Origin of the sequence: Paenibacillus sp. DRB1-1 (assembly GCF_052119485.1) — a bacterium.
Taxonomy (GTDB): Bacteria; Bacillota; Bacilli; order Paenibacillales; family Paenibacillaceae; genus Paenibacillus; species Paenibacillus polymyxa_B.
On record NZ_JBODQH010000001.1, the window covers coordinates 3,250,001 to 3,263,571 of the forward strand.

A 13,571-nucleotide genomic window follows, 5' to 3' on the forward strand; every position below is an offset into this window, starting at 1 on the left:
AGAATCGTTAACTCTTTGGAGATTGACTGATAATCAAACAGCTTTGCACCTTGAAAACTGGATACCGAAACGAAATTGCGTTTTAGAATATTCCTTTAAGCTGATCTTGTGTAAACAAGTGAAATAAAGGTAGCTGCCTTGAATTTCATTCACACGTAAGTGTTGAACCGAAATTCAAAGCAAATCGTATTTACCATGTAAATACTAGGTTAAGCTACAAAGAGCACACGGAGGATGCCTAGGCGCCAGGAGCCGACGAAGGACGTGGCGAACAACGATAAGGCCTCGGGGAGCTGTAAGCAAGCTTTGATCCGGGGATGTCCGAATGGGGAAACCCGGCTGTCTTCATCGACAGTCACTTTCTGCTGAATACATAGGCAGAATAGAGGCAGACCAGGGGAACTGAAACATCTAAGTACCCTGAGGAAGAGAAAACAATAGTGATTCCGTCAGTAGCGGCGAGCGAACGCGGATTAGCCCAAACCAAGGAGCTTGCTCCTTGGGGTTGTGGGACGTCTCACATGGAGTTACAAAGGAACCGGTTAGATGAAGAGGCCTGGAAAGGCCCGCCAGAGAAGGTAAAAGCCCTGTAGTTCAAAACTTGTTCTCTCCGAGACGGATCCCGAGTAGTGCGGGGCACGTGAAACCCCGTATGAATCCGGCAGGACCATCTGCCAAGGCTAAATACTCCCTGGCGACCGATAGTGAAGCAGTACCGTGAGGGAAAGGTGAAAAGCACCCCGGAAGGGGAGTGAAATAGATCCTGAAACCGTGTGCTTACAAGAAGTCAGAGCCCGATCTATGGGTGATGGCGTGCCTTTTGTAGAATGAACCGGCGAGTTACGTTCCCGTGCAAGGTTAAGGTGAAGAGCTGAAGCCGCAGCGAAAGCGAGTCTGAATAGGGCGAATGAGTACGTGGACGTAGACCCGAAACCGGGTGATCTACCCCTGTCCAGGGTGAAGGTGCGGTAACACGCACTGGAGGCCCGAACCCACGCATGTTGAAAAATGCGGGGATGAGGTGGGGGTAGCGGAGAAATTCCAATCGAACCCGGAGATAGCTGGTTCTCCCCGAAATAGCTTTAGGGCTAGCCTCGGAAAAAAGAATCGTGGAGGTAGAGCACTGATTGGGTGCGGGGCCCGCAAGGGTTACCAAGCTCAGTCAAACTCCGAATGCCATAGATTTAGTTCCGGGAGTCAGACAGTGAGTGCTAAGATCCATTGTCGAAAGGGAAACAGCCCAGACCATCAGCTAAGGTCCCCAAGTGTGTGTTAAGTGGGAAAGGATGTGGAGTTGCACAGACAACCAGGATGTTGGCTTAGAAGCAGCCACCATTGAAAGAGTGCGTAATAGCTCACTGGTCGAGTGACTCTGCGCCGAAAATGTAACGGGGCTAAACACACCACCGAAGCTATGGCTTGATGCTTGCATCAGGGGTAGGGGAGCGTTGAATGCGGGTTGAAGGTGTACCGTAAGGAGCGCTGGACTGCATTCAAGTGAGAATGCCGGTATGAGTAACGAAAAGATCTGTGAGAATCAGATCCGCCGAAAGCCTAAGGGTTCCTGAGGAAGGTTCGTCCGCTCAGGGTAAGTCGGGACCTAAGGCGAGGCCGATAGGCGTAGTCGAAGGACAACAGGTCGAAATTCCTGTACCACCGTAATCCGTTATGAGCAATGGGGTGACGCAGTAGGGTAGTGACGCGGACTGATGGATGTCCGTCTAAGCAGTGAGGCTGGTGTGTAGGCAAATCCGCACATCGTTAAGGCTGGGCTGTGATGGGGAGCGAAAATTGTAGTAGCGAAGGTCATGATCTCAGACTGCCAAGAAAAGCCTCTAGCCAGGAGAAGGTGCCCGTACCGCAAACCGACACAGGTAGGCGAGAAGAGAATTCTAAGGCGCGCGGAAGAACTCTCGTTAAGGAACTCGGCAAAATGACCCCGTAACTTCGGGAGAAGGGGTGCCTCGGTAGGGTGAATAGCCCGAGGGGGCCGCAGTGAAAAGGCCCAAGCGACTGTTTAGCAAAAACACAGGTCTGTGCGAAGCCGCAAGGCGAAGTATACGGGCTGACGCCTGCCCGGTGCTGGAAGGTTAAGGGGAGTGGTAAGCCTTCGGGCGAAGCTATGAACCGAAGCCCCAGTAAACGGCGGCCGTAACTATAACGGTCCTAAGGTAGCGAAATTCCTTGTCAGGTAAATTCTGACCCGCACGAATGGCGTAACGACTTGGGCGCTGTCTCAACGAGAGATCCGGTGAAATTTTAATACCTGTGAAGATGCAGGTTACCCGCGACAAGACGGAAAGACCCCATGGAGCTTTACTGCAGCTTGATATTGAATTTGGGTACGATCTGTACAGGATAGGTGGGAGCCGTTGAATCTTGAGCGCCAGCTTGAGAGGAGGCATCCTTGGGATACCACCCTGATCGTATCTAGGTTCTAACTTGGTACCGTGATCCGGTGCGAGGACAGTGTCAGGTGGGCAGTTTGACTGGGGCGGTCGCCTCCTAAAGAGTAACGGAGGCGCCCCAAGGTTCCCTCAGAATGGTTGGAAATCATTCGAAGAGTGCAAAGGCAGAAGGGAGCTTGACTGCGAGACCTACAAGTCGAGCAGGGACGAAAGTCGGGCTTAGTGATCCGGTGGTACCGCATGGAAGGGCCATCGCTCAACGGATAAAAGCTACCCTGGGGATAACAGGCTTATCTCCCCCAAGAGTCCACATCGACGGGGAGGTTTGGCACCTCGATGTCGGCTCATCGCATCCTGGGGCTGAAGTAGGTCCCAAGGGTTGGGCTGTTCGCCCATTAAAGCGGTACGCGAGCTGGGTTCAGAACGTCGTGAGACAGTTCGGTCCCTATCTGTCGTGGGCGTAGGAAATTTGAGAGGAGCTGTCCTTAGTACGAGAGGACCGGGATGGACGTACCGCTGGTGTACCAGTTGTTCCGCCAGGAGCACCGCTGGGTAGCTATGTACGGAAGGGATAAGCGCTGAAAGCATCTAAGCGTGAAGCCCCCCTCAAGATGAGATTTCCCAATTAGTAAGACCCCTTGAAGACGACGAGGTAGATAGGTTGGGGGTGGAAGTGCAGTAATGCATGGAGCTGACCAATACTAATCGGTCGAGGGCTTATCCTAAAAATAAAACGCAAATGAGTTTCGGATCCAGTTTTCAGGGTGTAACCTTGAAAGTATGTACAAGTGACATACGACAAGCGCATGGCTATTCATTCACACGATAAGTGATGAACCGAATAACTATACGGTAGAATTTGCACAGCAAATTCATGTTTGGTGGCGATAGCGGAGGGGTTCCACACGTACCCATCCCGAACACGACCGTTAAGCCCTCCAGCGCCGATGGTACTTGGACCGCAGGGTCCTGGGAGAGTAGGACGTCGCCAAGCAATAAGTAAAGAGGACCATGATCTCAATGAGATCATGGTCCTCTTTTTATGCGTTTTAGATGACCACCTGTTTCTAAGGTTGACAGAGAGAATGGGGTTTGCCACACTCTTAGTGTGTAATCTTTTTATGGATGCCCAAGTATACAAGCGAGGTGACGAAGTTATGGAGATCAGACAATTACAACGTGAGGAATTTGAAGCGGCCATTGAATTATCTCAATATGCTTTTCAGTTTACAATGTCCCTGGAGGATCTGGAAAAATCCAAGAAGAAATTCAAACCAGAGCAAACATGGGGAATATTCGACGGACATGACTTGAATGCTAAATTGACTTTGTTACCCCTACAGGTATACATAAACGGTCAGGTTTTTGATATGGGGGGCATTGCTGGTGTGGCAACGTGGCCAGAAAAGCGTCGCGGAGGCATGGTGTCACGTTTGTTGACGCATGCGCTTGAAGAGATGAAGTCTGCGGGACAAAGCCTTTCTTTTCTGCATCCATTCTCCTTTGCCTTCTATCGTAAATTTGGTTGGGAAACGTATATTGAATATAAAAAGTACGTCATTCCCATTGATAAATTCCCTGCAAAACTTAAAACAGAAGGTACAGTCAAACGCGATGTCAAAGATATTTCAGAACTGGACCAAGTGTATCAAGCGTATGCATCTCGTTATAATGGCACGCTGGTACGAGATAAGGAATGGTGGCAAGAGCGGATTTTAAATGAGAACTATCGAACTGCGGTATATTACTCAGAATCAGGCGATCCTCAGGGATATGCGCTATACAAAATTGAAGATAAACAGTTGAATTGTGATGAGTTGGTATATGAAAATGAGACGGCTCGTCGGGCTTTATGGACTTATTTTGCAAATCATGACTCAATGATAGCCCAAGGTAAATTTAATTACGTTCCAGCAGATGACAATCTGCCATTTTTACTCGATGATCCACGAATTCAACAAGAAACTGTGCCTTATTTTATGGGTCGTATTGTGGATGCAGCTGCTTTTATAGAAAGATACCCTTTTGAACAGATTGGAGAAGAAACAAGTTTAACCTTAAATCTGACTGATCGGTATGCTCCATGGAATGATGGATTATGGAGATTAACGATTACTACGGAGGGGCAAGGACATCTGGAGAGAGTGGATATAAGCAATTCATCTGAAAACGCCATAGTAGCTGACTTGAAACTTGGGATTCAGTCACTGACGACTCTGATGCTTGGCTACCAGCAGGCTGATGATCTGTATAATTGGGGGCGTATTGAAGGCAGCAGTGAGTCTGTGTCTGCCCTTAAACGTGTAATACCGGTAAAACAAACGTTCTTATTGGATTTTTTCTGATAAAGGCCATTTAGTTCTTCTTAAGCTTCATCTTTCAGGGAACATGACTTGTGTGGTTATCAAAATTTTCAAAACTCTTTCTGTAATGGGAAGAGTTTTTTTATGATATTGTATAAAACATAATTAGATTGCGAAAAATGGTATTGACCCCTTGGCAAAAATGAATAATGTGCTATAATATGAATATAGTCAAAGAAAGTCAAAGTCAATCAAACCTCGTGTGATTCTGTAGAAGTATTATGTTGATGGATTGGCTGTATAAGGTAATTTTGATAGCAAAGAAGTAAATGAGGATCGAAATGATTTGCGTATAGATAGGAGCTGACTCTTATGAACATAAGAGAAGTGTATGATTAATCGCAAATAAAGGCCACACTAGAGACAAAACGGTACAATTCCAATGGATTTAGATCAGGCAATAGCCTGAATACAGCTTAGATTCGTGACTTTACCGTTTGGTTAAGTTCAATATACGGCGGACTCTGTGGAGCGTAAAATGTACTTGAATACTTGCGTTTCCGTTAGTGGAGGATGATGAAATGCGCAATGTTTCCGATATTATTGAACAATATTTGAAGAGTATATTGCTGGAAAGTCCCCAAGGTTTAGTGGAGATTCAGCGCAATGATCTGGCTGACCGCTTTTCCTGCGTGCCGTCGCAAATTAATTATGTAATTAGCACCCGGTTTACGCTGGAAAAAGGCTATGTAGTGGAAAGTAAACGCGGTGGCGGGGGCTACATTCGTATTCAGCGAATTCAGCTGCCTGCACAGCATGCCATCCATACACATCTTCATCAGAGCATCGGGGAGGAAATAAGCCAATCGGCAGCCGAAGGACTGATTTATCAGTTAGAGGAAGCCCATTTTTTAAGCAAAAGGGAAGCTAATCTAATGAAGGCTGCTTTATCAAGGGATACATTATTACTGAAGCTTCCCTATCGTGATCAACTGCGAGCAAGATTGCTTAAGGCTATGCTGATCTCGTTGCTGGCGACCAAATAGTATGTGAATAGAGACTAACGTTTGGATGTAGGGATTGGTATAAATCCTGACATTGAAGGAGGTGCTTTTATGCTGTGCCAAGAATGTAATATGCGGCCGGCAACTTTGCATTTCACCAAAATTGTGAATGGCGAAAAGACAGAGTTTCATATTTGTGAGACGTGTGCCAAGGAAAAAGGGGAGATGATCCCTGGAACACCTAACGGCTTTTCGATTCATAGCTTGTTGTCGGGGATGTTGGATTTTGACTCCAGTACAAAGAGCCAGTCTCCAGGCCACAGTGGTCCGCAGAACCTGCAATGCAAGGATTGTGGCATGACCTATGCACAGTTTAGTAAGCTGGGACGTTTCGGATGCCCATCGTGCTATCAATATTTTGATAGTCGTCTGGACCCTCTGTTCAAGCGTGTGCATGGCAGTACGAATCATGTTGGTAAAGTTCCGGTTCGCACTGGAGGCCGACTGAAGGTTAAACGGCAAATTGACGATTTGAAAAAAGAGATGCAACAGCATATTGTACAGGAAGAATTTGAATCAGCTGCTGAGCTTAGGGATCAAATCAGAGAGCTTGAAAAAGAAATGACTGAAGAGTAAAGTTTGTGAAGAGTAGGAGGGATGCGTAATGCCCAATATTCGGTTTACGGAGAAGCCGCTAAGTGACTGGATGCGTGGTGATGCTGCGGATTCGGAGATTGTCATTAGCAGCCGGGTGAGAATTGCGCGTAACTTGCAGCATCTGCCTTTTCCCATGCTTGCTACCAATCAGCAGTCGGAAGAAGCACTTCAACGCTTGACGGATATCCTTCAGTATGATGATTTAGGCGGTTTTGGTACTTTTCATACGTTGAAAATATCCGAGTTGGATGAGATCGACAAGCAGGTGCTGGTTGAGAAGCATTTGATAAGTCCAAATTTGGCGAACGAATCTCGTAACGGTGCTGTTTTAATTAGCGATGATGAATCGGTTAGTGTTATGATAAACGAAGAGGATCATCTGCGTATCCAGTGCTTATATCCGGGATGTCAGGTTAGGGAAGCTTGGGAACGCGCTATGGTTATTGATGATGCATTTGAAGCGCATGTTGATTATGCATTTGATGATCGGAGAGGTTTTCTGACCAGTTGTCCGACGAATGTCGGCACAGGTATGAGAGCTTCGGTGATGATGCATTTGCCTGCATTAGTTATGACTCATCAAATCAATCGTATATTGTCTGCTGTTTCACAGGTAGGTCTTACAGTTCGTGGCATTTACGGTGAAGGCAGCGAAGCGGTCGGAAATTTGTTTCAGGTATCTAATCAGATTACACTGGGACAAACCGAAGCGGAGATTATTGAGAATCTACATGGCGTGGTGCTACAAATTATTGAGCACGAGCGTTCTGCCAGAGAAAGGCTAATGAATGAATCTATGCTGCGAATTACAGATCGGGTGATGCGTTCATTCGGTATTTTGTCATATGCAGCAGTATTGGATTCCAAGGAGGCTGCACAGCGGCTATCCGATGTACGTCTTGGCGTAGATTTAGGAATTTTGGAGCGTCCTTCCACCGCAGCGATGAATGAGCTGAATGTGATGACACAACCCGGGTTCCTGCAAAAAAGCTTTGGGGATAAAATGAATACCGAAGAGCGCGATATGTACCGGGCGAAGCTGATCCGGCAAAAATTAGGCACAACCCTTTAATATATAGAATGATCTGAAATACACACTGTGGAGGTGCAGGATATATGATGTTTGGAAGATTTACGGAACGTGCACAGAAAGTGCTTGCTTTGGCTCAGGAAGAAGCTGTTCGATTGGGACACAACAACATTGGCACAGAGCACATTTTGCTAGGCCTCATTCGTGAAGGTGAAGGAATAGCCGCGAAAGCCTTAATCGGTTTAGGGCTGGGACTGGAAAAGATCCAGGATGAAGTGGAAACGCTGATTGGACGCGGTCAAGAGCAACCGACGAACATTGCCTATACTCCACGCGCCAAAAAAGTCATCGAACTGTCTATGGATGAAGCCCGCAAACTGGGCCATACCTATGTAGGTACAGAACATATTTTGCTTGGTCTTATTCGTGAAGGCGAAGGCGTAGCAGCACGTGTACTGAACAACCTGGGCATCAGTCTGAATAAAGCGCGTCAGCAAGTGCTTCAATTGCTCGGCAGTAGCGAAGCTGTTTCCAGCCATCACGGTGCTCCAGCTAATGTCAGCACGCCAACTCTGGACAGTCTGGCACGCGATCTGACGGCATCTGCGAAGGAAAACAACCTGGACCCTGTTATTGGGCGTAGTAAGGAAATTGAACGCGTAATTCAGGTGCTCAGCCGCCGTACAAAGAACAATCCGGTTCTAATCGGTGAGCCTGGGGTAGGTAAAACGGCGATTGCCGAAGGATTGGCCCAAAAAATCATAGCGAATGAGATTCCCGAAACGTTGCGCGACAAGCGCGTAATGACGCTGGATATGGGTTCTGTGGTAGCAGGCACCAAGTATCGTGGTGAATTCGAAGATCGTTTGAAAAAAATTATGGACGAGATTCGTCAAGCGGGTAATATCGTGTTGTTCATTGATGAGCTGCATACGCTGATTGGTGCTGGTGGAGCGGAAGGCGCAATTGATGCGTCCAACATCCTGAAACCTGCTCTGGCACGTGGCGAGCTGCAATGCATCGGTGCGACCACGCTGGATGAATACCGCAAATATATTGAGAAAGATGCTGCTTTGGAACGTCGTTTTCAACCCATTACAGTGGATCAGCCTTCTCCAGAAGAGGCGATTCAAATCTTGTATGGTCTGCGTGACCGTTACGAAGCGCATCACCGTGTAAAGATCACAGATGAGGCTATTGAAGCGGCCGTAAAATTGTCAGATCGTTATATCACCGATCGCTTCCTGCCAGATAAGGCTATTGACCTTATTGATGAAGCGGGCTCCAAAGTAAGGCTGAATTCTTACACTGTACCGCCAAACCTGAAACAGCTGGAAAACCGTCTGGAAGATATCCGTAAGGAAAAGGATTCAGCGGTACAAAGTCAGGAGTTTGAAAAAGCGGCAGCGCTGCGTGATACAGAGCAAAAAATTCGTGAAGAGCTAGACGTGACGAAAAACCAATGGAAAGAACAACAGGGTCGTACAGATTCTGAAGTTACACCAGAGGATATCGCTCAGGTCGTTGCAATCTGGACAGGTGTTCCAGTCAGCAAGCTGAAAGAGGAAGAAACACACCGCTTGTTGAATATGGAAGAGTTGCTGCATGAGCGGGTAATTGGACAGGATGAAGCAGTTAAGGCAGTAAGCCGGGCAATTCGTCGGGCACGTGCCGGACTGAAAGATCCGAAGCGTCCAATCGGTTCCTTTATTTTCCTTGGCCCAACTGGGGTTGGTAAAACAGAGTTGGCACGTGCCTTGGCTGAATCCATGTTTGGAGATGAAAATGCGGTTATCCGTATTGATATGTCCGAATATATGGAGAAGCACTCCACGTCCCGTCTGGTAGGAGCACCTCCAGGGTACGTTGGATACGAAGAAGGCGGTCAACTGACTGAGAAGGTACGTCGTAAGCCATACTCTGTTGTGTTGCTGGATGAAATTGAAAAAGCACACCCAGAAGTATTCAATATTCTTCTACAAGTGCTGGAAGATGGTCGTCTAACAGATTCCAAAGGTCGTGTCGTCGATTTCCGTAACACACTCATCATCCTAACATCTAATGTTGGTGCACAGGCGATTAAACGTAACTCCACGCTTGGTTTTACAGCTGTAGTGGACGCCGGGGCGGATTACGATAATATGAAGGGCAAAGTGATGGATGAACTGAAGAAAAGCTTCCGTCCTGAGTTCTTGAACCGGATTGATGAAATTATCGTTTTCCATTCTCTCGAAGAAAAACATATTGCCGAAATTGTGTCACTCATGTCTGAGGAGCTGCGTAAGCGCCTGAATGAGTATGAGGTGGACTTCGAGTTGACAGACAACGCTAAAAAATTCCTTGCCAAGGAAGGCTTTGATCCAGCGTATGGTGCGCGTCCATTGCGTCGTGCAATCCAGAAGCATATTGAAGATCGCCTGTCCGAGGAACTGTTGACTGGCAACATTACTAAAGGTGACTCTCTCTTCATTGATGAGGAGAATGGCGCATTGACTGTAACGAAAAAGGATAATGTATCTGCCAAGTCCTAAAGCAGTTTACTAAATAAATAGTAGAAAAGGGTGTCTCGCAGGCTGAAAAGCTATTGCGAAGACACCCTTTTTGTGTATAAAACACGGTGAAAAGGTTGGGTAAATGCTTTGGGAAAGTTTGTGATATTGCTTTACGTCCGCCAAGCTTCAATGGTAAACTTTTATTGTTACAGCTCTTTCTGGGCTGTATGAACATAAATTTGACATCATCGTCGTCAATAAGGAGCCAAGGAATAAAGTATGGCTAAAGTGAAAACTAAATTTTCCTGTACGGAATGTGGTTATGAATCGCCCAAATGGTACGGAAAATGTCCTGGGTGCCAGGCATGGAATTCCATGGTCGAAGAAACGGAAAGCGTTGTAAAAACTCAAGGAATGGGGTCTTCCCTTCTTACTCATAGCACAAAAGACAAGCCACTCCCTATTATAGAGGTGGAGAGTGGCAAAGAAACACGAATTTTGACGGGAATTGGCGAATTGAATCGAGTACTCGGTGGAGGTGTGGTGCCGGGTTCACTCGTTTTGGTGGGCGGTGATCCGGGAATCGGTAAATCTACGCTTATGCTGCAAACATCTAATGAGCTAGCTTTAACTGGTTTAAAGGTGCTATACGTGTCTGGCGAGGAATCTGTCCGTCAAACGAAACTACGTGCAGATCGGCTCGGTGCCTTGTCTCCCAGCCTATACGTATTATGTGAGACGAATTTGGAGACGATTGAAGAAGCGGTGGACAGCTTGAAGCCGGAGTTTTTGGTCATCGACTCGATACAGACCGTATATTTGCCTGAGGTGACGAGTGCACCAGGTAGTGTGGCTCAGGTGCGGGAGTGTACTTCACGCTTTATGCGAATTGCCAAGGGGCTAGGTATTGCTACAGTATTGGTAGGACATGTGACCAAGGAAGGGGCCATTGCAGGTCCACGTTTGTTGGAACATATGGTTGATTGTGTGCTTTATTTTGAAGGAGAGCGTCATCATACGTATCGGCTTTTGCGTGCAGTTAAAAACCGTTTCGGTTCTACAAATGAAATTGGTATTTTTGAAATGGCTGAAAGCGGTTTGCGTGAGGTGTCAAATCCTTCTGAACTATTCCTGTCTGAACGACCACTGGGGGTGGCGGGTTCTACTGTTGTAGCCAGTATGGAAGGAACCCGACCTGTATTGGTTGAACTGCAAGCATTGATTGCAGCTACGCATTTTCCATCTCCGCGCCGAATGGGCACAGGAGTCGACCATCATCGAATGGGATTAATCATAGCCGTGCTAGAAAAGCGGATGGGCATGTTTTTGCAAAACCAGGACGCTTATCTCAACGTAGCCGGAGGCGTGAAGTTGGATGAACCGGCGGTGGATTTGGCTATCGCTGTGAGCATTGCTTCCAGCTTTAGGGATGCTCCTACCAAGCCGTACGATGTGATTTTTGGCGAGGTGGGACTGACAGGTGAGGTACGTGCGGTATCCCGAGCAGAACAGCGAGTACGGGAAGCGGAGAAACTAGGTTTCAAACGGGTGATCATGCCGGAGAAAAGCTTGAAGGGCTGGACACATCCGAAAGGGATTCAAATTATAGGAGTAGGAACGGTGGCAGATGCACTGGCAGCCGCATTAGATTAGGGGGCATTGAGAATGAAAGAAGCGAGCCAACTGGATAAAATGAACGATTTGCTGCGGCTTGTGGCACCGGGAACTCCCTTTCGCGACGGGTTGGAAAACGTTTTGCGTGCCAAAACGGGTGCTCTTCTGGTCGTTGGCTATAGCCCAGAAGTTATGGAAGTCGTGGATGGCGGTTTCTCCATTAATTGTGATTTTTCGCCTAACTATTTGTATGAGTTGGCTAAAATGGATGGTGCAATCATATTGAGCGAGGATTTAAAACGAATTTTATATGCCAATACGCAACTGATTCCGGACTCCTCCATTTCTTCAATTGAAACAGGAATTCGGCATCGGACAGCAGAACGAGTTGCGAAACAGACTGGCAAACTAGTGGTGTCTATTTCCCAGCGGCGTAATATTATTACCTTGTATCAGGGGACCTTACGGTATGCGCTCAAGGAAATCGGGGTTATTTTGACGAAAGCCAATCAGGCTATTCAGACGTTAGAAAAATATAGATCCGTGTTGGGGCAAGCCTCTACGAATTTGACAGCTTCTGAATTTGAAGAGCTGGTTACCATGCCGGAGGTCGTTAATGTCATCCAGCGGATCGAAATGGTGCTGCGCATCAAAATGGAGATCAAACGATTTATTAATGAGCTCGGAAATGAGGGCCGTCTGATTAGTATGCAGATGGAAGAGCTTGTCAGCAATATTGAGGAAGAAGCATGGTTGCTGTATAAGGATTATGCCAAAGACGATAGCGACGAGAAAATTCGTGAAATTATATTGGGACTCAAACGTTCTACAGACGACGAATTGTTGGATGTGAATCATATTGTACGTTTACTAGGCTACCCTTCTTCAGCTGCGACATCAGAGGAATATATTGCTGCACGCGGCTATCGGGTACTGAACAAGATACCGCGTTTGCCGAATGTGATTATTCATAATCTGGTGGAGCGGTTTGGACGTTTTCCACATGTCATGACAGCAACGATAGAAGAACTGGATGAAGTGGATGGTATTGGAGAGGTTCGTGCGCGTACGATTAAAGAAGGTCTTAAACGTTTGCAGGAACAAGTTTTCATTGACAGGCAAATGTAAATGTAATACAGTGAAAGGATTATAATGGAACAATTCATACATTGAGGTGAAGAGATGATTACCAAATCAATTCCGAACATGTGTACCTTAGGTAACTTGTTTCTCGGAATGATCGCCATTTTATTGGCTGTAGACGGAAAATACAGTCTTGCCGCTATTATGGTTATTGTCGCCATGTTGTTGGACGGACTGGATGGAAGGATGGCCCGGGTCCTGAACGCCCAAAGCGAATTCGGTAAAGAACTGGACTCCTTATCAGATATGATATCTTTTGGCGTTGCTCCCGCAGTTATTATGTACATGGTTGCTTTTCATGATGCGAATTCGGCTCTCGCTTGGACGGTTACTGCCATTTTCCCGATGTGCGGAGCGTTGCGTTTGGCTCGATTTAACGTACGTCCTGGTGTACCAGGTTATTTTACGGGATTACCAATTCCGGCAGCAGGTGGCGTATTAGCGACTTTGTCCTTATTCCATAACGATATTTCATTGTTATACATGTCGATTGCCATGTTGCTGGTCTCTTATCTGATGGTCAGCTCCATGAGATATCCGAATTTTAAAAAGGTCGGCCTCCCCAAAAAAGCGATCTGGGTTGCTCCATGGGTCGTAATTGCAGCGGTGGTGTTGGCTGTTAAATTCCCTGACCAGCTGTCGAAGCTGATTTTTGTACCGCTGGTGCTGTATGCATTGTATGGTATGAAACTGAACATTCGTAAGCTGTCACGCAGACGTGGACGTGATCGGGAGCGTTCCAGTCAGGAAGAACAGGACGATCAATATCGTCATTCACAGCGTTAGTATCAAGCAAGAACAAGAATAAGCATTTATTTCCTTGAAGCATTTCAGGGAGATAAATGCTTTTTTTTATGCATAAAAAGTGAAAATACAGGGTTAGTTATGTTGGAAATGGATCATACTGGTAAGAGAAATGC

General features: G+C 46.7%; 8 protein-coding genes and 2 rRNA genes. All 10 read left to right on the forward strand.

What is annotated here, in order from left to right:
- The first annotated feature begins 207 nt into the window (after positions 1–207).
- Positions 208–3,133: ribosomal RNA gene (locus ACQW03_RS14330) — 23S ribosomal RNA — on the forward strand.
- A 152-nt stretch (positions 3,134–3,285) separates the two neighbouring features.
- A 5S ribosomal RNA gene (rrf, locus tag ACQW03_RS14335) occupies positions 3,286–3,402 on the forward strand.
- A 163-nt stretch (positions 3,403–3,565) separates the two neighbouring features.
- Positions 3,566–4,753: a GNAT family N-acetyltransferase gene (locus ACQW03_RS14340; protein ID WP_076294726.1), complete on the forward strand. Its 1,188-nt coding sequence runs from the start codon at positions 3,566–3,568 to the stop codon at positions 4,751–4,753.
- 539 nt (positions 4,754–5,292) lie between these two features.
- Positions 5,293–5,757, forward strand: coding sequence for a CtsR family transcriptional regulator (locus ACQW03_RS14345; protein WP_013312188.1), 465 nt, complete (start codon positions 5,293–5,295; stop codon positions 5,755–5,757).
- Between the two features lie 69 nt (positions 5,758–5,826).
- Positions 5,827–6,351: a UvrB/UvrC motif-containing protein gene (locus ACQW03_RS14350; protein ID WP_023990574.1), complete on the forward strand. Its 525-nt coding sequence runs from the start codon at positions 5,827–5,829 to the stop codon at positions 6,349–6,351.
- A 28-nt stretch (positions 6,352–6,379) separates the two neighbouring features.
- On the forward strand, positions 6,380–7,444 hold the full coding sequence (locus ACQW03_RS14355; RefSeq protein WP_023990573.1) for a protein arginine kinase: 1,065 nt from the start codon (positions 6,380–6,382) through the stop codon (positions 7,442–7,444).
- 44 nt (positions 7,445–7,488) lie between these two features.
- Entirely contained in the window at positions 7,489–9,933 is a 2,445-nt protein-coding gene (gene clpC / locus ACQW03_RS14360; RefSeq protein ID WP_023990572.1) for an ATP-dependent protease ATP-binding subunit ClpC, read from the forward strand.
- A gap of 240 nt (positions 9,934–10,173) precedes the next feature.
- On the forward strand, positions 10,174–11,547 hold the full coding sequence (gene radA / locus ACQW03_RS14365; protein ID WP_013312184.1) for a DNA repair protein RadA: 1,374 nt from the start codon (positions 10,174–10,176) through the stop codon (positions 11,545–11,547).
- A 12-nt stretch (positions 11,548–11,559) separates the two neighbouring features.
- Positions 11,560–12,636 carry a DNA integrity scanning diadenylate cyclase DisA gene (gene disA, locus ACQW03_RS14370; RefSeq protein WP_013373290.1) on the forward strand — a complete coding sequence of 359 codons (1,077 nt, stop codon included), beginning with the start codon at positions 11,560–11,562 and terminating at the stop codon, positions 12,634–12,636.
- Positions 12,637–12,690: 54 nt separating this feature from the next.
- Complete coding sequence (gene pssA / locus ACQW03_RS14375; protein ID WP_025723803.1) at positions 12,691–13,437, forward strand: CDP-diacylglycerol--serine O-phosphatidyltransferase; 747 nt, start codon at positions 12,691–12,693, stop codon at positions 13,435–13,437.
- Positions 13,438–13,571 lie beyond the last annotated feature (134 nt).

Excerpts from the sequence above, each read along its gene's own strand:
- disA (WP_013373290.1), top strand. The coding sequence starts at position 11,560 with ATGAAAGAAGCGAGCCAACTGGATAAAATGAACGATTTGCTGCGGCTT.
- radA (WP_013312184.1), top strand. The coding sequence starts at position 10,174 with ATGGCTAAAGTGAAAACTAAATTTTCCTGTACGGAATGTGGTTATGAA.
- clpC (WP_023990572.1), top strand. The coding sequence starts at position 7,489 with ATGATGTTTGGAAGATTTACGGAACGTGCACAGAAAGTGCTTGCTTTG.
- ACQW03_RS14350 (WP_023990574.1), top strand. The coding sequence starts at position 5,827 with ATGCTGTGCCAAGAATGTAATATGCGGCCGGCAACTTTGCATTTCACC.
- ACQW03_RS14355 (WP_023990573.1), top strand. The coding sequence starts at position 6,380 with ATGCCCAATATTCGGTTTACGGAGAAGCCGCTAAGTGACTGGATGCGT.
- pssA (WP_025723803.1), top strand. The coding sequence starts at position 12,691 with ATGATTACCAAATCAATTCCGAACATGTGTACCTTAGGTAACTTGTTT.
- ACQW03_RS14345 (WP_013312188.1), top strand. The coding sequence starts at position 5,293 with ATGCGCAATGTTTCCGATATTATTGAACAATATTTGAAGAGTATATTG.
- ACQW03_RS14340 (WP_076294726.1), top strand. The coding sequence starts at position 3,566 with ATGGAGATCAGACAATTACAACGTGAGGAATTTGAAGCGGCCATTGAA.